20 protein-coding genes are annotated in these 22191 nt (G+C 69.8%); 14 read left to right on the top strand and 6 right to left on the bottom strand.

Annotated features, from left to right (window positions below):
• Window positions 1-106 precede the first annotated feature (106 nt).
• From M4D54_RS02510 to M4D54_RS02525, 4 genes are all read left to right on the top strand, one after another.
• Window positions 107-1255: an ImmA/IrrE family metallo-endopeptidase gene (locus tag M4D54_RS02510; protein ID WP_259890152.1), complete on the top strand. Its 1149-nt coding sequence runs from the start codon at window positions 107-109 to the stop codon at window positions 1253-1255.
• Window positions 1255-1824, top strand: a complete 570-nt coding sequence (locus tag M4D54_RS02515) for a DUF4411 family protein (RefSeq protein WP_259890161.1) — start codon at window positions 1255-1257, stop codon at window positions 1822-1824. The genes M4D54_RS02510 and M4D54_RS02515 overlap by 1 nt, the downstream gene beginning before the upstream one ends.
• Window positions 1825-2020: 196 nt before the next feature.
• Complete coding sequence (locus tag M4D54_RS02520) at window positions 2021-3544, top strand: hypothetical protein (RefSeq protein WP_259890163.1); 1524 nt, start codon at window positions 2021-2023, stop codon at window positions 3542-3544.
• 527 nt (window positions 3545-4071) lie between these two features.
• Window positions 4072-4731 (top strand): hypothetical protein, encoded by a 660-nt coding sequence (locus M4D54_RS02525; protein ID WP_259890165.1) that lies wholly within the window; start codon window positions 4072-4074, stop codon window positions 4729-4731.
• A 16-nt stretch (window positions 4732-4747) separates the two neighbouring features.
• Here the strand turns inward: M4D54_RS02525 and M4D54_RS02530 are convergent, their stop codons facing one another.
• Both M4D54_RS02530 and M4D54_RS02535 read right to left on the bottom strand, forming a co-directional pair.
• Window positions 4748-6166 (bottom strand): FAD-binding oxidoreductase, encoded by a 1419-nt coding sequence (locus M4D54_RS02530; protein WP_259890167.1) that lies wholly within the window; start codon window positions 6164-6166, stop codon window positions 4748-4750.
• 180 nt (window positions 6167-6346) lie between these two features.
• Window positions 6347-6553, bottom strand: a complete 207-nt coding sequence (locus M4D54_RS02535) for a zinc-ribbon domain-containing protein (protein WP_017824229.1) — start codon at window positions 6551-6553, stop codon at window positions 6347-6349.
• Between the two features lie 136 nt (window positions 6554-6689).
• On the opposite strand from M4D54_RS02535, the gene M4D54_RS02540 reads away from it, so the two are divergent.
• Both M4D54_RS02540 and M4D54_RS02545 read left to right on the top strand, forming a co-directional pair.
• Window positions 6690-7721 (top strand): aldo/keto reductase, encoded by a 1032-nt coding sequence (locus M4D54_RS02540; protein ID WP_259890181.1) that lies wholly within the window; start codon window positions 6690-6692, stop codon window positions 7719-7721.
• Window positions 7722-7775: 54 nt separating this feature from the next.
• On the top strand, window positions 7776-8039 hold the full coding sequence (locus tag M4D54_RS02545; protein WP_259890168.1) for a hypothetical protein: 264 nt from the start codon (window positions 7776-7778) through the stop codon (window positions 8037-8039).
• Window positions 8040-8170: 131 nt separating this feature from the next.
• Here M4D54_RS02545 and M4D54_RS02550 read toward each other — a convergent pair whose 3' ends face one another.
• The 3 genes from M4D54_RS02550 to M4D54_RS02560 form a co-directional block, all read right to left on the bottom strand.
• Window positions 8171-8653, bottom strand: a complete 483-nt coding sequence (locus M4D54_RS02550; protein WP_259890170.1) for a hypothetical protein — start codon at window positions 8651-8653, stop codon at window positions 8171-8173.
• 145 nt (window positions 8654-8798) lie between these two features.
• The gene (locus tag M4D54_RS02555) at window positions 8799-9638 is read right to left on the bottom strand and encodes a response regulator transcription factor (protein ID WP_311199659.1); all 840 of its coding nucleotides are present in this window, start codon (window positions 9636-9638) and stop codon (window positions 8799-8801) included.
• A complete protein-coding gene (locus tag M4D54_RS02560; protein WP_259890171.1) occupies window positions 9635-11062 on the bottom strand; it encodes a sensor histidine kinase in 1428 nt (475 codons plus the stop codon). Before M4D54_RS02560 ends, M4D54_RS02555 begins: the two co-directional genes overlap by 4 nt.
• A 102-nt stretch (window positions 11063-11164) precedes the next feature.
• On the opposite strand from M4D54_RS02560, the gene M4D54_RS02565 reads away from it, so the two are divergent.
• The 7 genes from M4D54_RS02565 to M4D54_RS02595 all read left to right on the top strand — a co-directional run bounded on the left by M4D54_RS02565 (window position 11165) and on the right by M4D54_RS02595 (window position 19487).
• A complete protein-coding gene (locus tag M4D54_RS02565) occupies window positions 11165-11905 on the top strand; it encodes a GAP family protein (RefSeq protein ID WP_259890172.1) in 741 nt (246 codons plus the stop codon).
• Window positions 11906-12182: 277 nt separating this feature from the next.
• Window positions 12183-13469 carry a sugar ABC transporter substrate-binding protein gene (locus tag M4D54_RS02570; protein WP_259890173.1) on the top strand — a complete coding sequence of 429 codons (1287 nt, stop codon included), beginning with the start codon at window positions 12183-12185 and terminating at the stop codon, window positions 13467-13469.
• The gene (locus M4D54_RS02575; protein WP_259890174.1) at window positions 13462-14523 is read left to right on the top strand and encodes a carbohydrate ABC transporter permease; all 1062 of its coding nucleotides are present in this window, start codon (window positions 13462-13464) and stop codon (window positions 14521-14523) included. The genes M4D54_RS02570 and M4D54_RS02575 overlap by 8 nt, the downstream gene beginning before the upstream one ends.
• Window positions 14516-15562, top strand: a complete 1047-nt coding sequence (locus M4D54_RS02580) for a carbohydrate ABC transporter permease (protein WP_311199660.1) — start codon at window positions 14516-14518, stop codon at window positions 15560-15562. The genes M4D54_RS02575 and M4D54_RS02580 overlap by 8 nt, the downstream gene beginning before the upstream one ends.
• Before the next feature lie 540 nt (window positions 15563-16102).
• Window positions 16103-17026, top strand: coding sequence for a DeoR/GlpR family DNA-binding transcription regulator (locus M4D54_RS02585; protein WP_259890176.1), 924 nt, complete (start codon window positions 16103-16105; stop codon window positions 17024-17026).
• Window positions 17023-18174, top strand: coding sequence for a LacI family DNA-binding transcriptional regulator (locus tag M4D54_RS02590; protein ID WP_259890177.1), 1152 nt, complete (start codon window positions 17023-17025; stop codon window positions 18172-18174). The genes M4D54_RS02585 and M4D54_RS02590 overlap by 4 nt, the downstream gene beginning before the upstream one ends.
• 14 nt (window positions 18175-18188) lie before the next feature.
• Window positions 18189-19487 carry an alpha/beta hydrolase gene (locus M4D54_RS02595; RefSeq protein WP_259890178.1) on the top strand — a complete coding sequence of 433 codons (1299 nt, stop codon included), beginning with the start codon at window positions 18189-18191 and terminating at the stop codon, window positions 19485-19487.
• 48 nt (window positions 19488-19535) lie between these two features.
• Here the strand turns inward: M4D54_RS02595 and M4D54_RS02600 are convergent, their stop codons facing one another.
• Window positions 19536-20381 carry a formylglycine-generating enzyme family protein gene (locus tag M4D54_RS02600; protein ID WP_396121463.1) on the bottom strand — a complete coding sequence of 282 codons (846 nt, stop codon included), beginning with the start codon at window positions 20379-20381 and terminating at the stop codon, window positions 19536-19538.
• Window positions 20382-20829: 448 nt separating this feature from the next.
• Here M4D54_RS02600 and M4D54_RS02605 point away from each other — a divergent pair.
• Window positions 20830-22191, top strand: a 1362-nt coding sequence (locus M4D54_RS02605; protein ID WP_259890180.1) for a DUF1343 domain-containing protein, incomplete at its 3' end; no start/stop codon positions are given.

Raw genomic sequence — 22191 nt, forward strand, 5'->3', positions numbered from 1 at the left:
TGGGCTCTGCCTCGGCTCAGGGTCACCTTTCGTGCCCCGCGTCTACCATGGCGGTCACGACAACTGCGACGGAACCGGATGAGGAGGACGTGCCGTGAGTGTCCACGTGGATGTCGCTCCCACCTTGCTGGACTGGGCCGTTGGGCGCGCAGGCTGGGACGAGGAGACGGCGCAGCGGAGGTTCCCGCACCTCGCCGAGTGGAGGGCCGGAACCCGCAGGCCCACCGTGAAGCAGCTCGAGAAGTTCGCACAAGCCACACATGCGCCGTTCGGGCAGCTTTTCCTCCCAGCCCCACCGGAGGAACCACTCCCGGTGCCCGACATGCGCACCCTGCGCGACGCGGCGATCAGTAGGCCATCCGCTGACCTCCTCGACACGATCTACCTGTGCCAGTTGCGCCAGGACTGGTTCCGGGACTACCTACTCGAGAACAGCCTGGACCCGGTGCCGTATGTCGGATCCGCGACGACGATGGATGAGCCCGCGATCATCGCGCAGAGGATGTGGGACGTCCTCGGCATCAGTCCTGATGCAGGACCACTCGCTCCGAACTGGGGCAGCGCCTTCAGCCTCCTGTCCGACCGCATCGAGGACAGCGGAACCCTCGTGATGGTCAGCGGCGTGGTCGGATCGAACACCCGCCGCGTGCTGCAGCCTGAAGAGTTCCGCGGCTTCACCTTGACTGACGACCTGGCCCCCCTGGTCTTCGTCAACGGCGCGGATAGCAAGGCCGCGCAGATCTTCACGCTCCTTCACGAGTTCGCCCATGTGTGGCTAGGAGGAAGCGCACTCTCCGATGCCGTGCCCAGTGCGACGAGTGCGCCTCCGGACGAGCAATGGTGCAACGCCGTCGCCGCAGAGGTGCTGATGCCGCGCGAGACCGTCCGCACCGAGTACATCGGTGACCAATCCGCAGAAGGACTGGATGCCCTCGCTCAGCGATTCACCGTGAGCACTCTCGTCGTGCTGCGTCGACTCGCCGACCTCAGCCTCATCACGAAGGAGCTGTACTACGAGCGATATGAGGAGGAGAAGGCGCGTGTTCTCGCGCTTCTTGCCGAAGCGAAGGAGCAGAAGACGGGTGGCGGAAGCTTCTACAACGTCCAGCCGCGACGGCTCAGCAGACAGTTCGCTCGAGCCGTGATCGCCAGCGCACGCGAGGGCGGGACGAGTTACCGGGACGCGTACAAGCTGCTCGGCGTGAAGAAGCACAGCACCTTCGAGCAGCTCGCCGAGCGGGTCGGGATCAGCTGATGTACCTCGTCGACGCGAGCATCCTGATCGACGCGAAGAACAGGTACTACGCGTTCGACATCGCGCCAGGGTTCTGGACCTGGCTCGAACAGGGCCACCAGGCAGGAGAGCTGATCAGTATCGATGCCGTTCGCGAAGAGCGCCTTAGCGGTGATGACGAGCTCGCCGACTGGGCGCGCGATCACCCAGGCTTCTTCCTCCCGGTCGATCAGCGAACCGCCCAGAACTTCGCTCCGCTCAGCACGTGGGCAGCGAGGCAGGACTATCGGCAGGATGCGTTGAACGCGTTCTCGAGTGACCAAGCTGATTTCCTCCTCATCGCCCATGCCGCCGGGCATGGCGACACCGTTGTCACCAACGAACTGCCCAGTCCGAATGCACGCAAGCGGGTGAAGATCCCGGACGCCAGTGTCGCGATGGGAGTCGAGTATGTCGATGTCTTCACGGTGCTGCGGACTACAGGAGCGAAGCTCCACTTGCATGGGCGGATGGAAGCACGCCCGCGCCTGCGCCCCTGGCACCGACCATTCCAGGGCTCGACTGACCTGTGCTCCGGTGGCGAGCAATGAGCCTGCCGCCTCAAGACCGGGTCAGGCCCAAGACGCCGGCGAGACCACGACGCCACCGGCACGGCGTGGGCCACGCGGTGCACTGAACGCCGGCCAGACCGCACGCGATCACGCCGCAGCCAGCCGGAGCGGTCCCTGACCAGCCCATGGGGCGCATAGCCTTTTCGCTGATGTCCGCATGCGGCACGATGGTCAGATGCCGAAGAAGAAGCACCGCCGCGGCACCCAGCGCTCTGGCCCGCAGCGCGGCCCGTCCCACGCGTTCGAGCGATCCGACAGGCGGATGGAGCGAGATCTGCATGCGCTGCTGGCCCAGTTCGTTCTCTGGCGCCGTGAGGCGGTCTCCACGGATCAGGCCGACGAGGAGGCCGCACATGTGGAGCCGCTGCTGAGGCTGAAGGCCGAGCAGCTCGACAGTGCGGACCCGACCTACTGGACCGAAGAAATGATAGAGATCCTGCTGACCGAGGTGGTTCCACGCAAGGTGATCCAGCCGCGCGAGATGGTCATGGCGCAGGTGCCTGCCCTGGGCCAGTTCTTCGCGTTCCTCGACGAGCACCAGCGCTGGCATCCCGACGGCATCGACGTGGATCGGGCCCGCAGCGTGCTGGAGGGGCTCGAGTTCTCGGCCCTGGAAGCCGCCGATGACCCCACTGCCCGCTCCTTCACCGGCAACATCCTCGTCCACGCGAGCACGCTGGGGGTCGACCTGAGCACGCCCGAGCTGTTCGACGCCTACATGCAGTGGTACAACACCGCGCTGACCAACACCGAGCGCCACGAGATCTCCGACACCGGGCGCCTGGCGAACCCGTCGATGCCCTTCGAGGCTTCGCACTGGACGGGCTCGGGCAGTGATTTCGGCGGCGGCCCCGATCCTGCCGACGTCCCCGACAAGGAGCCCGGGTTGCCCTGGTTCCTGCCCGACAACTCCACTCTGGAGGAGCCCCTGCTCGCGCTGGAGAGGGCCGAGGACGACATGGAGGAGCTCACGGCAGCGCACGGCGACGTGAAGCTGGTGCAGCGGGCGGCGCGCCTGCTGGAGTTCCTGGGCAAGGGGCGTCAGGTGACTTCGACGGGAGCGCTGCGCCTGGCCGACGTACGCACCCTCGTCGAGGAGTGGGAGATCGACACCGGCCCCTTCGCGGTCACCTCCATGTGGCAGGTCGACGAGATCGCAGGCCCGTGGAGCGCCCTGATCGCGGGTGGGTGGGTCACGCTGACCAGCACCCGGGCCTACCCCGAGCAGCACGACCACGCGCCGTACGTCCCGGCGTCGGAGGACCCGGAGGCGTTCACGACCTTCGCGCGCGCGGTGATGCTGATGCTGTTGATCACCCTTGTGCAGAACGATCCTGACGAGGGTGGTTTCCGCGGCGGACCGGACACCTTCGCAGCCCTTCTGTTCGCCGCCAGCCCCGACGGACTGACCCTCCCCGACGCGAACAGCATCCTGGCCGAGATGACCAGCCATGACCATCGAGAGCAGCCCGCACGCACGGCGGCCTTCCCTGCTGGCAGCGATCAGATGTGGCGGTTGTGGAGGGTCCAGGCCGACCTGATGCGCCTGTCGCGATGCGGGCTGCTGCGACAGGACCCGGCGGCGGGTGCTGAGCAGGAGGAGGTCCCGGGCCCGGAGGGGTCGACGTTCCGCAGCAACCTCGCGGTGTTCGCGGTGGTGATTACCGCCGTCGACGCCACGCGTCAGGGCGGGGTCTGACGGGAGATAGCCCGTCGCGTGGCTCCACTGATGGGGGTGCGGTGCGAAGATGTGGACAATCGACATGCTTCCGTTGTCGGCTAGCCACGACCCCCGATGCGAACTCAGGCGACCTGGACTCGGGCGTCCCCGGTCACGTACTCGAGCGAGAGCCAGCCGCCGACGGCTTCGAGATACTTACGGATGATTCCGGTCCTCATCCGTTCGTCCGCTTTCGGTGGCGCGTGATGGAGGGGGCCTGGCAACCTGGGCTGAAGGGTGATCCGCCGCGCTGGCCGCAGGGGCCGTGCCGACGGTGCATTCTGTCCACATTCCCAGGAACCAGGTGCCGGGTGAGGTCCGGATGTGGTCGGCTGTTGTGGTCACCATTAACCCGCCCAGAAGGCCACCGGTCCCTTATGCGCTCCTCAGTCATCGCCCGCTCGACGATCGCGGTCGCGTCCGCCTTCCTTGTCCTCAGCGCGTGTGGACCCACCAGCCCGCCGGCTGGGGAGGACGATGCAGACTCGCAAACGCAGGAGCAAGGGGTGTCGGACAACGGCAGTGACGCCAGCGAGAACGGTGAAGCCAGCGAGAGAAGGGAAGCGAGCGAGAACGGTCGATCTGGCGAGGACGATGCTGCGGAAGACTCGTCCGATGAGCAGTCGCCAGGGAAGACGGCAGACGGAGAATGCATCGTCGGTGAGGGCAGCTCTGAGATCCCGTCAGGCCCGCCCGAGGTCGACGAATGGGCCATGGTGGCCGGCACCGCCGCACCCGTCTCCGAGAGGTACGGCCCGTACGCCCAGGACGGGGACCTCTGGACCTGCTACGAGCACTCAGCGAACGGCGCGCTCTTCGCCAGTGCATATTTCCTCAGTGCCTCGGGACGAGTAGAGGGCGTATCCGCCGAGTGGCTTCCGGAGGGTGACTTCCGTGACGAAGCCATCGCGAGTGAAGAGGAAGGCCTCCAGGATTCCGAAGAGTTGACGGTCACCTTGATCGGCTACCGGTTCCAGACCTACACCGAGGAGTCCGCGATCATCGATCTCGTCGTCGAGGGCGCGCTGCCGGAAGGAACGGCGAATATCTCGATGCGGGTCGCCTTGAAATGGGATCGTGACCGTTGGGTGGCCGATCCCGAGAACTTCGGCGAACAGGGCCACGCCGTCGAGTCGCTTGACGGTTACACGCCCTGGCGCGGCTGAAGCCGGTATCGGAGTTCTACACGTCCGGCGACACGTTGTAGTTCCCGCGGAACAGGTTCTGGGGGTCGTAGCGCTGCTTGACGTGCTGCAGCCGGCGGTACTTCTCCTCCCCGTAGATCTGGCGGGTGAAGTCCGTGATGGGGCGGGTGTGCTCCAGGGCCCGGAAGTTCACGTACTCGCCGCGCTCCCCCAGGCGCTCCATCACCGCGCGGGAGTGCTCGGCCAGATCCCAGCCGCGGGGATCCTCCTCGGATTCCTGCCAGGCGCCGTAGATGGTCATCCAGAAGCGGGCGGTGCGGTTGGGGAAGGCGGTGGCCTGCTCCGGCACCCGAGCGAACGCGCCGCCCAGGTGATGGATGTCGATCGCGTGCCCGGGGCCGGGGATCCGCTCAGCCACATCCAGCACCGCCCCCAGAGCGTCCTCGTCCATGCGGGTGAACGCAACGTTGCGCCAGAACCCGTGCGAGCCGAAAGGGAAATGGGCATCCATGGCGCTCTGCCACTGCGGCCACGAGATCAGCCCGGAGGTTTCATGAATAGGCGGGGCGGCCCGGCGCAGGCGATCCAGCATCGCCGTCCCCCGTGCCGGGTCCTCACCCACGTACACGCAGCGGATCATCAGGCACGTCTCCTCACCCATGCCGGAGACCTCAGGCATCGCCCGGAAGGTGAGGATCGAGCTGAGCTCATCGGGCAGTTCCCGCGCCCACCGCTCGAACGCCGCCAGCGCGTGCCACCACCGCGATGGCGCATACACCAGGGTCCAGCCCAGCACCGTCTGCGGCAGGCGCACGGCCCGGAACGTGAACGAGGTGACCACACCGAAGTTCCCACCGCCCCCGCGCAGCCCCCAGAACAGGTCCGGGTGCTCCTCACGGCTGGCCACCAGGTGCTCGCCCTGGGCGGTGACCACCTCGGCCCGCACCAGGCAGTCCAGCGCCAGACCCGCCCTGCGCGTCAGCCAGCCCACGCCTCCACCGAGCGTCAGGCCCGCGACGCCGGGCAGGGACGAGGCGCCCAGGGGGATCGCAAGCCGGTGCGGGGCGGTGGCGTTGTCGACGTCGGCCGCGCGGGCCCCCGGCGCGACCGTGACCAGCTGAGTCGCGGGATCGACCACCACCTCCCGCAGATCCGCTAGGTCCAGCACGATCCCGTCGTCCACGGTGCTCAGTCCCGTGATGCTGTGCCCGCCTCCGCGCACCGCCAGCGGCAGGCCCGTCTCCCGGGCGGCCTCCAGCACGATGGGCACATCATCGACCGTGGCCGCGCGGGCGATCGCCAGCGGGTACCGGTCCACCATGCCGTTCCACACCGCGCGCGCCTGGTCGTAACCCGCATCGAGCGGTTCGATCAGCGGGCCGACCAGGCGCTTGCGCATCCTGGCGAGGGCGGGCTGCGCCTCGGGGACCGGGTGATGGTTCCTCGTCGTTGCCATGGCCATCGCACCTCCCGCACCCCTCATCGGGTGCACGAATGGTGCCTTCGACGGTACTCCTGCCCCTGACCAGCCGCAACGGACCAGCGGCCCGCGGCCCGCCTCCGCAGCGGCAGGCCGTGAGCGCACTCAGGCCGTGAGCGCACTCAGGCCGTGGACGTGCTCAGGCCGTGAACGCTTTCAGGCCGCAGCCGTCTGCCCGCACACCCCGCACTGCTCGTACTCCTGGCGGCCCCAGCGCCACAGGGGGAGCACGAAGAACAGCGTGAACTGCCGGTAGCTCTTCAGACGCTGCCACTGGGTGGTGTTGCCGCAGCGCGGGCAGGTGCGGGTGGCGCCCGGCCCCTGGTTGTCGGTCTTTCCGGTGACGCCAGCGATGAGCAGCATGCGAGGCTCCGATCAGGAAGGTCGAGCGCGTAAGCCCGGTGGGATGTGGACGGTATCAGCTTGGCAGGCCCCTTACCGGCCGTGGGCCCTGGCACCTCGGTGCGCACCTTGGAACACTGGGGTGATGAGCGCACACATGCAGTACCGCACCCTGGGCCGCAGCGGCACCGTCGTCTCCGTGCAGACCCTGGGCACCATGACCTTCGGTGCCGAGGCCGACGAAGCCACCTCGCACGAGATCATCACCGCCTACGTCGAGGCCGGCGGCAACCTCCTGGACACGGCCGACGTGTACAGCGCCGGGGTCAGCGAGGAGATCATCGGCCGCTGGATGTTCGACCACCCTGACCTGGCCAAGGACGTGGTGCTGGCCACCAAGGCCCGCTTCCCGATGGGCAAGGCGCCCAACGACATGGGCACCTCACGCCGCCATCTGCGGCGCGCGCTGGAGGACTCCCTGCGCCGACTGCAGGTGGACCACATCGACCTGTACCAGATGCACGCGTGGGACGCCCACACCCCGCTCGAGGAGACCCTGGACTTCCTGGACGATGCGATCCACGCAGGCCTGATCAGCTACTACGGCTTCTCCAACTACCTGGGCTGGCAGCTCACCAAGGCCGTGCATGTCGCGAAGGCCCACAACTGGGCGCTGCCGGTCACCCTGCAGCCGCAATACAACCTGCTGGTGCGGGACATCGAGCACGAGATAGTGCCCGCCTGCCAGGACGCTGGCCTGGGCCTGCTGCCCTGGTCGCCGCTGGCCGGCGGGTGGCTGAGCGGCAAGTACGAGCGCGATGTGCCGCCGACGGGCGCCACGAGGCTGGGGGAGAACCCGAAGCGCGGCATGGAGGCCTGGCAGGCCCGCAACGACGACGAGCGCACCTGGAACACCCTCGAGGTGCTGCGCGAGATCGCCGAGGCCCACGGAGCAACCGCCTCCCAGGTGGCACTGGCCTGGCTCACCGCCCAGCCGGCCGTCACCTCCGTGATCATCGGCGCGCGCAATCTCGACCAGCTGCACGACAACATGGCCGCCGTCGGCCTCGAGCTGAGCGACCAGGAGCTGCAGCGCCTCACCGAGGTCAGCGCCCCGCGCGTGGACCCCTACCCCTACGGCACGGCCGGGGTGCAGCAGCGCCACCGCCCGCTGGTGCAGGATCAGTGACCATGGAACAGATCACCGTCGCCGGGCACCCTGACCCCATCCCCGCCTCGCCCCGTGGCAGCGAAGCTGCTGCGCGAGCGCCTCGAGGAGACCCGCCAGAAGCGCGGCGCGGAGGCCGCCGAGCAGTTCGAGAAGCTCGTCGGTGAGCGCCTGGGCCAGCTGCTGGAGAGCGGAAAGCCCAGCATCGACCTGGGCAACATGCGCGCCGTGGTCACCTACGCCGAGGTCCCGCCCGAGGAGGAGGACAGCTCGGCCCTGGGCCGCACCCTGCGCGGCATCAAGGACAAGCTCGCCCAGCGTGGCGGGCTGCAGGGGTAGCTCTGCGGCACTGAGAGCGGGGCGCGCCTCAGAACCATTCGTGGTTCTCAGGTGGGCGCCGCTCTCAGTCTCCGGAGTGGCGCTTACGCTGCGCGGTGCTTCTGCTGCCGATCGATCCCTCCCGCCGCCATTCAGCCCAGCCCCAGCTCCGCCGGGTCGCAGGGGTCGGCGTCCACCTCGGCGCCCCAGATGCGCACCTGGCCCTGTTCGGTGATCTGCAAGGTGGCGCCGTGCTGGTCGCGGGTCTCCAGCACTTCGCGGGAGCCGTCCTGTGTGGTTCTTGAGGCCTCCTCGAAGTCGTGCTCTGCCAGCACGGGGTTCAACGCATCCAGGCGCTCCTGCCATCCGGTGCTGTCCACCGCCGGCAACGACGCCTCGGGAGTCCAGGTGCCGGCGGTGTACTCGCAGGTCCCGCCGCTGTCGGTGACCTTACGCGTGTCCTCGGCGAGGCTCCACTGGTCGTCGCCGTCGGACAGGACGTCGAAGACTGCCTCTGCTGCACCGTCGTAGTGCGCGACGGCCCCGTCCGCGGCCAGTGGAGCGGAGCTGCCGCACGCAGCCAGCGGGAGCACCGCACAGGCGGCGAGCAGGCCGGTGCGTCGGCTCGTCTGCATCCTCACGGGACCTCCGGGGACGATGGGTACCTCTCCCCATGGTCAGACACGGCGGGGAGATCTAGGGTCGACGCTACACCGCATGACTTCGCGGCGATCCACCCCTACAACGGCCGTGACCCCGCGGGTGTCGAACTGGTCGACGTCACCGGCGCCGGCCCGACGGGCGCGGGCCTGGGCTGGGCTGCTGGCCCTGAGTGAGGGGCTGGCCAGGGTTGGGGGGCGGGCCCTGGTTGAGGGGCTGGCCAGGGTTGAGAGGCTGAGGGCTCGCTCGGTTCTGCTGCCACCACAGGGCGGCCTGCACCCGTGAGTCCAGCTGCAGCTTCGCCAGCGCGTGGGACAGATGGGTCTTCACGGTAGTGATCTCCACGAACAGTTCCGAGGCGATCTGCTGATTTGACAGCCCCTGTGCCACCAGAGCCAGCACGTCCTCCTCCCGGCGGGTGAGCGAGGGGACGTGGGCCGACGAGCCCGCGGAGGCCGCGGGGACAGCGCCTCCAGCGCGGGCGCCCGCTGCCTCCGCCTCCTCTGCCTGCGGAATTCCTGCCGTGTGACCACCGCCGCGCAGCGCCGCCACCACGGCCTTCGTCGCAGCCACCGACAGCACCGAATCGCCGCGGTGCACATCCCGCACCGCCTGCAGGATCCGGTCCGGATCCTCGGTCTTGACCAGGTAGCCGTCGGCACCCGCTGAGAGTGCTCCCAGCACGAACTCGTCCAGGTCGAAACCGGAGATCACCAGCACGTTCGCGCCCGTCTCGCGCAGGCGCGGTGTGATCTCGATGCCCGTGACGCCGGGCATGCGCACATCGGTGAGCACGACGTCAGGGCGCTGCACCTGGGCGGTGCGCACCGCACTCTCGCCGTCGCTGGCCTGGCCCACCACCTCGATGTCGGGGGCAGAGCTCAGCAGGGCCACCAGGCCGGAGAGCACAGCGGGATGGTCATCGGCCACCACCACGCGGATCGGGTCGGGGGCGGTCATGCGGGAACCTCCTGGTCAGGATGGGCAGCGAGCGCGCTGGCGGGGCGGGCGGGCAATCGGGCCTCGACCCGCCAGGTGCCGGGCGAGGCGGGAGGCACGTCACGGGCGGCCCCGGCATGGGCGGGTGCGGAGCGACCTGGCCCGGGGTGGACGGGCCCGGCATGGGCGGTGCCGCCGACTGCCGCGGCCCGGTGACCGATCGCGCCGATGCCCAGCCCGGTGCCGACGCCCAGTCCGGCGTCGGTCCCGGTGCCCGTCTCGGCCCGGTCGCCGATCCGGTTCTCCAGCACCAGGTGCACCACGGGCGTGGCACCGTCGACACCTGCCGGCGCGCCCACCTCGGCTGGGACGTGCGCCTCCAGCCCTGCCGGTTCGAACGCCACCCGCAGCGAGATCGGGGCCTGCCCGTGCCGCACTGCGTTGGTGACCGCCTCCGAGGCGATCCGCAGCAGAGCAGCCTGCACCGACGGGTCCACCTGCTCCGGATCCGACACCGCCGGGTCGATCCGCGCCGTCAGGTGGGGGTCCCGCCCGCGCAGGCGCGCGGTGAGCGAGTCCCAGTCCAGCGTGGCTTGCGGCAGGGCCCCGGGCTCCTCGGTGGACAGCACCGTGATCATCGATTGCAGGTCCCGCAGGGCCGCCTTCGCCGAATCGCGAGCGGTCAGCAGTGAGTTGTCGCGCGCACCGGCATCCTCCAGCGATGAGGCCAGAGAGGTGTGCAGGGTGACAGCGCTGAGGTGGCCGGCGATCACGTCGTGCAGGTCGTGGGCGATGCGGCGCCTCTCGCCCTCCACTGCGCGGGCCTGCCGGGACTGCGCCAGGTCATGCTCGGTGCGAGCCAGGGCCGCTGCGGACCGGGCCAGAGCCTCCGCGGTGCGGCGCGCCTCCCGGTGATGGCGCACCTCCCAGCCCCACAGCAGCGGGGTGAGCGTCACCAGCGCGACCACGATCATCACCACGAACACCAGCTCCACCGAACCGGTCACCACGGCCGCCACCAGTATCGCCGCCACCGAGGCAGCGATCGCGATGCCGGTGGTGGCCCTTGCCAGTTGCCGTGAACCGTGGATCACCGGCGTGAACAGCGCCTCGAACAGCAGCACGTACGCGGTGATCTGCCCGCCGGCGATAGCTTCGGCCAGGCTCGCCAGCCCCGTGACCACCAGCGTCACCACCGGGGCCCGACGACGCCACAGCGTGGCTGCCGCTGCCACCAGCATCAGCGGCAGCGACACCTCCAGGCCCCATGACTGGGTGAGGAACCCACTGTTGCTGATACCCGTGAACGCCAGCACCACTGCGAGCAACGCGTATCCGACCGCCACCAACACATCGCGCGCCTCGATGCGGGGGCGGGGCGGCCTGCCGGTCGCGGCATGGGCGTCGCGCGGTCCGGCCGTCTCGGGCGCTGCGGGGGAGGGCATGCCCAGAGACTACGGCGCGACCAGGGGTGCCGCCGGGGCCGAGACGCTTTCCAGCACCTTCGGATGACGCCCCGGCGCGGCGACGGCGGAAGCATGGACGGCATGGAATCGACGCTCGACGCAGCAGGCCCCGTTGGCCTGGCCGTGCTGGCCCTGGTGGACGCCACCTCCATGGGCACCCTGGTGATCCCACTGATCCTGCTGGTTGCCGGCGACGGCGGTGCTCGTCGCGTGGCCGGCCGCACCCTGTTGTACCTGGCCGTGATCGGCGCGTTCTACCTGCTGCTGGGGATCGCGCTGCTGGCCGGTCTGCTGCCGCTGATGGAGCACCTGGGGCACCTGCTGCGCACGCCCGCGGTGATGCTGGTGCTGGCGGTGATCGGGGTGCTACTGGTGGTCTGGTCCTTCCACATCGACCCCGCCGCCATCCGCAAGCGCGGCGGGGACCCGGAGGCATCGGCCCGGCGCTGGACCCATCGAGCCCGCCAAGCCGCGGGCCGCCCGCTGCTGCTGATCGGCCTGGCGCTGCTGGCCGGAGTGATCGAAGCGGCCTCGATGATCCCGTACCTGGCCGCGATGGGGATCATCGCCGACATGGGCGTGGGTCTGGGAGGTGGCGCGCTGATCCTGGTGGGCTACTGCGCGCTGATGATCGCCCCGGCCGCAGTACTGGCCGGGGTGCGGGCCGCACTGGGCGCGAGGGCGGACCGGCTGATGGACCGCCTGCACACCTGGGCGGTGAAGAACGCCTCCAGTGCGTTCTCCTGGGCGATCGGCATCATCGGCGTGATCATCGTGATCAACACTGCCGGGCCCGCGCTGGACGCGCTCGGGGTGGGGTGAGCAGAACCCGAGGCGAGAGGCCCGCGTGGGGTGGGGCTGGCCTGTGGTGGGGTGGGGCTGGCCTGCGAGGGGCTTCGCAACTGGTTATCGCGCTCGAGGTCGAGGCAGTTGGCGTTATGGAGGCCCGATACCGCCAACTGCCTCCCCCTCGATCCGCGTCGAGCAACTGGTTCCTGCGCCCGAGGTCCACGCCGCGGCCACGCGGCCCGGCCGGCTGCTCGGGCGTGCCAACAGGAGGTGCACTACGGTAGAGGCTCCTGCCCCCGACGAAGGAGTCATGGTGCCCACACGACGCTCCCTGCTGGGCCTGGCCGGGCTGACCGGTGTGGCCGGCCTGGGTGCCCTGAGCGGCTGCAGCTCCTCGGACGCCCAGGTGGATCCGGAACCGGGCCCGATGGCCACCCCGGAGGACTCCGGCACGGTGACCTTCCAGATCTGGGACAAGGCGCAGGAACCGGCGATGCTGGAGATCGTCGACGCCTTCCACCGGCACTACCCGAACATCGCGGTCTCGGTGAACACCACCGGCTACGCCAACTACTTCGAGATGCTGCGCATCCAGGCCATCGGCGACGAGCTGCCGGACGTGTTCTGGATCAACGGCCCCAACTTCGAGCTGTACGCCTCCGAGGGCATGCTGCAGGACCTCAGCGGCCTGGAGGGCATGGACCCCGAGAACTACCCGCCGAACCTCAACGAGCTGTACACCTACCAGGGCGTGCAGTACGCGATCCCCAAGGACTTCGACACCATGGGCCTGTGGTACAACCGGGAGCTGCTGCACCGCGCGGGTGTGGACGAGCCCACCGAGTCGTGGTCCTGGCAGGAGTACCGCGATGCCTCCGAGATCGTCACCCGGGCGCTGGGGTCCGAACAGATCTGGGGCAACTCCGGGGGCCTGGCCCCGCAGGCCTACATCTACCCGCTGATCATGCAGGCAGGCGGCCAGATCCTGCTGGATGGCAAGACGAAGTCCGGCTACGACTCCCCGGAGGCGATCGAGGCGTTCAGCTTCCTGGAGGGCATGGTGGCCGACGGCATCGCCCCCGACGTCCGCTACACCACCGAGAACACCCCCAAGGACCTGTTCAACTCCGGTCGTGCCGCCCTGCACCAGTCCGGCAACTGGGAAGCCGCGGTGTTCAAGGACTCCCCGGTGTTCGACCAGCTGGGGGTGGCCCCACTGATGCACGGCAACCGCGAGGCCAACGTGATCCACGGGATCGGGCAGGCGATGAACGCCCGTAGCCGCAACAAGCCGGCCGCCTCCGCGTTCCTGGCGTTCCTGGGCTCGGAGGAGGCGAACCTGATCCAGGCCGCCGCCGGTGCCGCCAACCCCGCCTTCATCGGCACCAACGACGCCTACGTCGAGTCGATCCCGGAGTTCTCCCTGGACATCTTCATCGACGCCGCCGAGACGGCGATGGCCTACCCGGCCTCGAAGAACACGGAGGCATGGCTCCGACTGGAGGAGCTGTTCTTCCCCAAGATCGTGATGGGAGAGGTCGAGAGCGGTGCCCAGGAACTGGCCGAGAGGATGAACGAGGTGCTGGCCGATGAGTGAGAAGGCAGCCCAGGCCCCCGTGCCCGATGCCGCAACCCCCGGCGGCCAGCTCGCCCGCACCGGTGCCGACGTCGCCCGCCAGGGGGACGGTGCGGCCCCGGCTGGCGGTGCGGTCGCGGCTGGCGGCGCGGTGCGGGGTGAGGGTGCCGCGCGGGGTGAGACGGCGCAGCGGCGCCGACGGCGGGGGAAGGACGGGGCCTGGCCCTTCGTGTTCCTGGCACCGCTGATGCTGGGCATCGTCGTGTTCTACTTCTGGCCCATCGTGGCCACGGTGCTGAACTCCTTCTCCACCTTTGGGCCGTTCGGGGGGCGTACGTTCGCGGGCCTGGAGAACTACGCGAAGCTGTTCCAGGACTCCTTCATCCCACGCGCCATGCTGAACACCGCGGTGTACACCGGCATCGTGCTGTTGGGCATCCCGATCGCGGTGGGCATCGCCTCCCTTCTCACGCAGAAGGGGCTGCGGTTCTCCCGCTTCTACCAGATCCTGTTCTTCCTGCCAGCGGTGTCGATGCCGGTGGCGGTGGCACTGGTGTGGCGGATGATCTTCAACAAGGAGTTCGGGATCATCAACTACGCCCTGTCCCTGGTGGGGATCGAGGGGCCGTACTGGGTGACCGCCCCGGGGTGGTCGCTGCTGGCGGTGTCGATCGTGGGGCTGTGGTCCAGCCTGCCGCTGGCGGTGATCATCCTGTCGGCTGGCCTGCAGGGCATCCCGCCGGAGCTGTACGAGGCCGCGCAGCTGGACGGCGCCGGCCCCGCCCGCCAGTTCCGCTCGGTGACAGTCCCGCTGCTCACCCCGAGCATCTTCTTCCTGACCATCATCACCGCGATCAACGGCTTCCAGCTGTTCGACCTGCTGTTCGCGATGATGGGGCAGGCCAACCCCGCCATGGCGGACACGCAGTCGTTGGTGTACCTGTTCTATGCCGAGGCGTTCCGCCAGAACGACCAGGGCTACGCCTCGGTGATCGCGCTGCTGATCCTGCTGATCATCGGCCTGATCACCCTGCTGCAGTTCCGGATGCAGAGGAGGTGGGTCCACTATGAGTGAGACGAACGCGAGCAAGCGGGCGATGACCGCCCCCGTCGAGAGCGAGCAGGCGGCCGGCGGGCCGACGGCGGGCGGGCCGATGGCCGGCGGGCCGGCGGCGGGCGGGCCGGCGGCAGGTGAGCCGGGCAGTGCGCACCGTCGTCGTGACGGAGGTGCCCGCGACGGTCGCGCCGGCGGTGGCCGCACCCGCACCCGCGGTGGCCGCGCCCGCACCGGCGGTGGCCGCACCCGCCCCCGCTACGGCACCCACGTGGTGCTGCTGATCGGCGGCCTGCTGATGGTGTTCCCGTTCCTGTGGCAGATCAACATGTCGCTGTCCACGCATGCCGAGGTCACCTCGGTGCCGCCCACCTGGCTGCCGGCCGAGCCGCAGTGGGGGAACTATCCGGCCGTGTTCGAGCAGATCCCGTTCCTGAACCAGTTCCTCAACACCGCCGCCGTGACCGTGCTGCGCGTGGTGGGGCAGCTGATCCTGTGCGCCATGGCCGGCTACGCCTTCGCCCGCATGGAGTTCCGCGGCAAGAACGTGCTGTTCGCCCTGGTGCTGTCGATCCTCATGGTGCCGTACCAGATCTACCTCATCCCGCAGTACGGGATCATCCAGGAGCTGGGCTGGCTGAACACGGTGGCCGGTATCGCCGCCCCCGGTATCTTCAGCGCCTTCGGCACCTTCCTGATGCGCCAGCACTTCATGGGCATGCCCCGCTCACTGGAGGAGGCGGCACGCCTGGACGGGGCCTCCCCGTGGCAGACGTTCTGGCGGATCATGTTCCCGCTGTCCGGCCCGGCCCTCAGCGCTGTCGCGATCCTCACCGCGCTGGCCTCGTGGAACGACCTCATGTGGCCGCTGATCGTGGCCACCTACGACGACCGCACCACCCTGGCGGTGGGCCTTTCCACCATGCAGGGCCAGTTCACCTCCAACTACCCGGTGATGATGGCCGCCAGCTTCATGGCGATGCTGCCGCTGATGATCCTGTTCATCGTGCTGCAGCGCCGTGTGGTCGAGGGCCTGGCTCGCTCCGGTATGAAGGGCTGAGGGCCTGGCTCGCTCCGGTATGAAGGGCTGAGGGCCTGGCTCGCTCCGGTATGAAGGGCTGGGGGCCTGGCGTACTCCGGCATGAGGGGTTGAGGGCCTGGCGTACTCCGGCATGAGGGGCTGAGAAGCCTGCTCAGGCCCGGCCGGGGCCCCGCTCGTCGGGCCACTGCCGATCTGCACCCGTGCGAGTGGCGGGTTCGCGCGCGAGGTGTGCGCAGTTGGCGCTATCGGAGTCCGATTCCGCCAACTGTGCACACCTCGAGGTGCTGGCTGTGCACACCTCGAGGTGCTGGGGTGGCGGGCACCCCGCAGGCGCTGCATCGTGCTGATTGTGCGCGCATAAAAGAATCAAAGGCAATCAACCAGATTGCGGGTGGTGCACCGATCGAACCTGAGCGATTCCGCGCGGAAGCGCCATGGTCGCGCAGATGAGCGGATATGATTCGTGGACGCAAAACACGGCTGATCCCGGTGCTGCAGATGCCCGGGACGGCCCGTGCGTGACCAAGGACGGCTCCGCAGGATCAGGAGGGCAGGGGGATGACGGACCCGCTCGAACCCGAGCCGCGCCAGGGCAGGCGTTCCGCCGGAGGGTCCGCGGCCGCCACCAGCGCACCGGACGGGGAGGCACGGGGCGCGGAGTCCACCGGCGCTCGTCGTGTCCGCGGCCGCAGGCGCCGCCTCGACCTGGTGCTCGACCTGATCATCGACCGCGGCCACATGAGCGTGGAGGACCTGGTCACCGAGCTCGGCGTCTCCCCGGCCACGGTGCGCCGCGACCTGGACGCCCTGGCCGATCAGCAGCTGGTGATCCGTAGCCACGGCGGCGCCTCCGCCAACCCCGACGCCCGCTCCCTGCCGATGCGCTACCGGGCCTCCCGCAACGCGCAGCAGAAGGAGCTGATCGCCGCACGCGCCGTGGACCTGGTGCGGCCGGGTAGCGTGATCGGCCTCAACGGCGGTACCACCACCACCGCCGTCGCCCATGAACTGGCCTCCCGCCAGGAGTTCCGCGACGCCGAACGGCCCACCGTGCTGGTCACCAACGCGGTCAACATCGCCCAGGAGCTGGCCGTTCGCCGCCACCTGCAGCTGGTGGTCACCGGCGGAGTGGTGCGCGAGTCAAGCTACGAACTGGTGGGCAGCTGGGCCGAGCAGCTCCTCGCGCAGATCCGCATCGACACCATGTTCGTGGGCATCAACGCCGTCAACGCCATCGACGGTGCCTCCACGCACGACGAGTCCGAGGCCAACATCAGCGCGCGCCTCATCGACCGCTCCTCCCGCGTGGTGGTGGTGGCCGATTCCAGCAAGGTGGGGGCGGACGCCTTCGCCCGCATCGGTCCCGTGGACGCGATCGACGAGCTGGTCACCGACGACGCCGCTGACCCGGATGCCCTTCAGGCGCTGCGCGAGGCAGGCGTCACCGTGCACGTGGTCGAGACGACGGGGCGCGGCCGATGACCCCGAACGGCCGTACAGGTGCAGGCGGGCGCGGCCCCGCCAACGGGAGCGGCCCCGCCAACGGGCGCGGCCTGGCCAACGGGAGCGGCCTGGCCAACGGGAGCGGCCCCGCCAACGGAGGCGGCCCCGTGCGCGCCACCGTCACCCTCGCCGACGTCGCCCGCGAGGCCGGGGTCTCGGTGGCCACCGCCTCCTTCGTGCTCTCCGGCCGCAGCGGCAGCCGCTCCTCCGGATCCCCGGAGACCAAGGCCAAGGTGCGCGCCGCTGCCGAGGCACTGCACTATGTGCCCAACCGCACCGCGCAGGCCATGCGCACCGGCCGCGGCGGGGGAGTGGTGCTGGCCCTGGGCACCCTGGCCGATCCGTGGGGCGTGAGCCTGGCCCGCCAGGTGCGCAGCGCTGCCCTCCCGAACGACCTGTCCACCCTGATCCTGGCCGACGAGCGCTGGTACGAGTACCTGCAGGGCGCTTCGGCCGACAGCGCCTTCGTGACCAGCGTGGACTTCGTGGCCGACGGGCCCGAGAAGGTGCGCCGCCTGGCCGAGACCACCAGCACCGGCATCGTCGCCTTCACCACCAGGATGGAGCCGGAGAGCTTCGACGTCATCTCCTCCTCCCCACTGGCCGCGATCCGCTCGGCCTACCAGCGACTACGGGCCCGCCACGGCCGCGTGCACCTGCTGGTCCCGCACCGCTACGACCCCGCCTCCGACGCCCGGATCCCCGCCCGCACCCGCGCCTTCCTCGAGGCCGCAGAGGAGCACGGCGACGGCCCGACACTGGACCTGGTGCACTCCACCCTGCCCGGGCGCCGCGAGACATACCGCTCGAGCCTGGAGTGGCTGCGCGGCGAGAACGCCCCCCGCGCGGTGGTCTGCTACACCGGCTATCAGGCCGTCGCCCTGCAGACCGCAGCCCAGAACCTGGGCATCACGATGCCGGAGGAGCTGGAGATCATCGCCATCGGCGACATCCCCGAGGAGGCCCAGTTCTACGGGCCCATCAGCTACTACGGCGTGGCCGACGTGTTCGAGCGGATCTCCCAGGTGGTGGTGGGGCGTGCACTGGACCGCAGTGACCGCCCCGGGCGGCGCCACGTGTTCGAATGGGAGTTCTTCGCCGGGGACAGCACCCGCCAGGACCCATGATCACGGAAGGCACCATGAGCACCGACACCCGCTCGCGCACCTGGACCCTGCCCGGCCTCGAGGTCACCGAGGTGACGCTCCCCGTGCCGCTGGACCACGAGGACGACACCTCCGCGCGCCTGGAGCTGTTCGCCCGCATCTACGCCGACCCCGAGGGCACCGACCGCCCCTACCTGGTGTACCTGCAGGGCGGGCCCGGCTCCGAGGCGCCCCGCAGCGTGGGCCCCGACAGCCCGCCCTGGCTCGCCCGTGCCCTGCGCGAGCACCGCGTGATCATGCTGGACCAGCGCGGCACCGGCCGCTCCACGCCCGTCGGCCCCGATGTGGCGCTGCCCGAGGGTGCGATCGACGGGGCCGCCACCCTGCGGGAGGCCACCCCCGCCCAGCAGGCCCAGTACCTCACCCATTTCCGGGCCGACGCGATCGTGCGCGATGCCGAGCTGCTGCGCGAGCACCTGGGCGTGGACACCTGGTCCCTGCTGGGGCAGTCCTTCGGCGGGTTCACCACCCTGCGCTACCTCAGCGCCGCCGCGGCCTCGGTGGAGACCGCCCTGTTCACCGGTGGCATCCCCTCCCTGGGGCCGGACATGGAGTCCGTGTACCGCACCACCTGGGAGGGCATGGCTGCCCGCAGTGAGCGGCACTGGGCCCGCTTCCCCGGCGACCGCGACCGCATGCGAGTGCTGGTGGACCGCGCGGAGGCCGGTCGCCTGCGCCTGCCCGGCGGGCAGAAGGTCGGCGTGGAGCGCCTGCGCCGCATCGGCATGCTGCTGGGACGCTCCCAGGGTCAGGAGCAGCTGCACCACCTGTTGGGCCTGGACCCGGACTCCCCGGCCTTCGCTCACGACCTGGCCGGCGCCCTGCCCTTCGGCGGCCGCAACCCGATCTACGCCGTGATCCACGAGTCATGCTGGGCCGACGGCACCGTCACGGACTGGGCTGCCGAGCGCGCTATGCCCGGGACCGTGCGCGAGGACCCGACGCTGCTGGCCGGCGAGCACGTGCACCGCGAGCTGTTCACCGAGGACCCGGAGCTGCAGGTCTGGGCCGAGGCCGCCGAGCTGCTGGCCCAGCACCCGTGGCCGCGGCTGTACGACGAGGACGCCCTGCGGGCCGCGGACGTCCCGGGTGCTGCGGCGGTGTACTACGACGACGCCTACGTGCCGCGCGAGTACTCCATGGCCACCGCAGCCCTGCTGCCGCGACTGCGCACCTGGGTCACCAGCGAGTACGAGCACGGCGGCCTGCGCTCCAGCGGCCAGGGAGTGCTGGACCACCTGCTGGACCTGGCCAAGGGGCGCCGCGAGGCCTGATCTGCGCGGGGAGCGGGGAGCGCGGCCCGGCCCCGGGCGCTGGTGCCCTCAGGCGTCGGCGGCGAGGCGGAACCCCTTGTTCCCGCTGGCGTCCTCCACGGCAGAGGCGTGCCGCGCTGCCACCCGGTAGCGGTTGCAGTACGAGTCGTGGCACAGGTACGAGCCGCCACGGATCACGCGCACGTCCCCGCTCATCGAGGGGGCGTGCCCGGCGTCCCAGGTGTCGCTGCACCACTCCCACACATTGCCGGCCACCTCGTACAGGCCGAATCCGTGGGGCGGGAACGTGCGCACCGGGGCGGTGCCCAGGTAGCCGTCCTCCAGGGTGTTCCGCACCGGGAAGGCGCCCTGCCAGATGTTGCAGCGGTGCTCGCCGTTCGGCGTGAGCTCGTCACCCCATGCGTAACGGGCCTGGTCCAGGCCGCCGCGCGCAGCCTTCTCCCATTCCGCCTCGCGTGGCAGGCGCATCCCGCACCAGCTCGCGAACGCCTCGGCATCGCGCAAGGACACGTGCACCACCGGGTGATCGGCGCGGTCCGCGACGGAGGAGCCCGGCCCCTCCGGGGCATCCCAGCGGGCCCCGTGCACGGCCCGCCACCACGGGGTGCCCGGGGGCTTCTGGGACGCGCGCCGCAGCTCCGGCTCCAGCAGGGCACCGAACACGTACGACCAGCCGAACTCCTCGGCCTCGGTGACGTACCCGGTCTCGTTCACGAAGGTGGCGAACTCGGCGTTGGTGACACAGGTGGGGTCGACGCGGAAAGCACCCACCTCCACCTCGCGGATCGGGGACTCGGCGTCCATCGGATTGCGGTCGGCGTCCTCTGTGCCCATGCGGAAGGTGCCGGCGGGGATCAGGATCGCCTTGTCGGCGCGGCTCCTGACCACCTCCACCGGCGCGGCGATCGCGGAGAGGTTCTTGCGTGCAGCATCGCCCTCGCGTGCGGAATCGCCTTCGAGTGCAGCGTCAATGCCCCGCGCCGGGACATCTTCGTCGAGGCCCTTCCGTCCCGCGGCGCAGCAGTGAGAGGTGGGGGCGTCAGAGGCGCGCATGACACCAGCGTAGGCCGCCCAACAAAGGAAGTTTCTGCGGTCCCGACCGCTCGACCGTTGAACTTTTTTTCATGGTTGCCACCTGCGACGATGCCCGATCCTGGACGTGTGACGCTTGTCACTGCGCCCGGTTGTTGCTACGTTTCCCCACGCGTGGCGGACCAACGTCGTTCTCCGCCACCGGGGCCCGCCCCCGGGGAGCGACGTCGGCACAGGGAGCACCGCAGATCGTGCTCCCGGCGGCCGCGCTGCCGGATCCGCCCCCGCACTCCCGAGGAGCATCACGATCGTGAACCAGAATCCCAGCCCCCACCCGAAGTCCGTGGGCCGTCGTCGTGCGCTCGCCGCACTCGGCGCCCTGCCCGCCGGGGCACTCATCGGCACCGCCGCCGCCAATGCCCACCCCAGCGACAACGGCAAAGGCAAAGGCAAAGGGAAGGGGAAGGGCAACGGAAAGGGCAAGGGCAACAAGGGCCAGTTCCGCCTGGGTGTGGAGAACCTCCTGTCCGACGAGCTCGACACCCTCAAGGGGGCCCGCGTCGGCCTGATCACCAACCCCACCGGCGCCGACCGCGAACTGCGCTCCGTGATCGACCTGCTGATCGAGAAGCAGGGCGAGGGCGACTTCGAGCTGGTGGCCCTGTACGGCCCCGAGCACGGCGTGCGCGGCGCGGAGCCTGCCGGCGGCTACGTCGAGGACTACATCGACGAGAAGACCGGACTGCCGGTGCGGTCCCTGTACGGGAAGACCCAGAAGCCCACCCCGGCGATGATCGCCGATGTGGACCTGCTGATCTTCGACATCCAGGACATCGGCACCCGCTTCTACACCTACATCTGGACCCTGTACTACGCGATGGAGGCCGCGTCCGAGAACGGCAAGCGCTTAGTGGTGTTGGACCGTCCGAACCCCCTGGGCTCCGAGGCCGAGGGCTTCGTGCTGGACCCGGCGCTGTCCTCCTTCGTGGGGCTGAAGGCCATCCCGCAGCGCCACGGCCTCACCGTGGGCGAGCTCGCGAAGCTGTTCAACGGTGAGTTCCTGGGCGGCAAGGTCGATCTCGAAGTGATCGAGATGAGCGGCTACGACCCGGAGGACCCGCCCAGCGAGGACCTCCCCTGGGTGCTGCCCTCTCCGAACATCCCCACCCTGGACACCGCCGTGGTGTACCCGGGCACGGGCCTGATCGAGTCGCTGAACATCTCCGAGGGTCGCGGCACCACCACCCCGTTCCTGTGGTTCGGGGCCCCGTTCATCACCGAGCAGCACATCGATGCGATCATCGCGGACCTGCACGGTGCGGACCTGCCCGGCATGATCGCCCGCCCGATGTTCGCCACCCCCGCCTCGTCCAAGCAGGCCGGGAAGTTCAGCGGCGGCGTGCAGCTGCACATCACCGACCGTGACGCCTTCGAGCCCGTGCGCACCGGTGTGCACGTGCTCGCCGCGCTGCTGCGTAACGTCCCCGAGGTCGACTGGCGCGAGGGCGACAAGTGCCGCACCGAGGCCGACATCTGCTGGATCGACCGCCTCTCGGGAACCAAGCGCATGCGCCAGATGCTCGAGGCCGGTGACGACCCCGACGCCATCGTGAAGGCGTGGAAGAAGGAACTGCGCGCGTTCACCAACACCGCACGTCAGTACCGCATCTAC

The organism is Brachybacterium sp. p3-SID1565, from assembly GCF_025143785.1.
Classification (GTDB): Bacteria; Actinomycetota; Actinomycetes; order Actinomycetales; family Dermabacteraceae; genus Brachybacterium; species Brachybacterium epidermidis.

Excerpts from the sequence above, each read along its gene's own strand:
- M4D54_RS02515 (WP_259890161.1), top strand. The coding sequence starts at position 1,255 with ATGTACCTCGTCGACGCGAGCATCCTGATCGACGCGAAGAACAGGTAC.
- M4D54_RS02520 (WP_259890163.1), top strand. The coding sequence starts at position 2,021 with ATGCCGAAGAAGAAGCACCGCCGCGGCACCCAGCGCTCTGGCCCGCAG.
- M4D54_RS02530 (WP_259890167.1), bottom strand. The coding sequence starts at position 6,166 with ATGGCAACGACGAGGAACCATCACCCGGTCCCCGAGGCGCAGCCCGCC.
- M4D54_RS02535 (WP_017824229.1), bottom strand. The coding sequence starts at position 6,553 with ATGCTGCTCATCGCTGGCGTCACCGGAAAGACCGACAACCAGGGGCCG.
- M4D54_RS02540 (WP_259890181.1), top strand. The coding sequence starts at position 6,690 with ATGCAGTACCGCACCCTGGGCCGCAGCGGCACCGTCGTCTCCGTGCAG.
- M4D54_RS02550 (WP_259890170.1), bottom strand. The coding sequence starts at position 8,653 with ATGCAGACGAGCCGACGCACCGGCCTGCTCGCCGCCTGTGCGGTGCTC.
- M4D54_RS02555 (WP_311199659.1), bottom strand. The coding sequence starts at position 9,638 with ATGACCGCCCCCGACCCGATCCGCGTGGTGGTGGCCGATGACCATCCC.
- M4D54_RS02560 (WP_259890171.1), bottom strand. The coding sequence starts at position 11,062 with ATGCCCTCCCCCGCAGCGCCCGAGACGGCCGGACCGCGCGACGCCCAT.
- M4D54_RS02565 (WP_259890172.1), top strand. The coding sequence starts at position 11,165 with ATGGAATCGACGCTCGACGCAGCAGGCCCCGTTGGCCTGGCCGTGCTG.
- M4D54_RS02570 (WP_259890173.1), top strand. The coding sequence starts at position 12,183 with ATGGTGCCCACACGACGCTCCCTGCTGGGCCTGGCCGGGCTGACCGGT.
- M4D54_RS02575 (WP_259890174.1), top strand. The coding sequence starts at position 13,462 with ATGAGTGAGAAGGCAGCCCAGGCCCCCGTGCCCGATGCCGCAACCCCC.
- M4D54_RS02580 (WP_311199660.1), top strand. The coding sequence starts at position 14,516 with ATGAGTGAGACGAACGCGAGCAAGCGGGCGATGACCGCCCCCGTCGAG.
- M4D54_RS02585 (WP_259890176.1), top strand. The coding sequence starts at position 16,103 with ATGACGGACCCGCTCGAACCCGAGCCGCGCCAGGGCAGGCGTTCCGCC.
- M4D54_RS02590 (WP_259890177.1), top strand. The coding sequence starts at position 17,023 with ATGACCCCGAACGGCCGTACAGGTGCAGGCGGGCGCGGCCCCGCCAAC.
- M4D54_RS02595 (WP_259890178.1), top strand. The coding sequence starts at position 18,189 with ATGAGCACCGACACCCGCTCGCGCACCTGGACCCTGCCCGGCCTCGAG.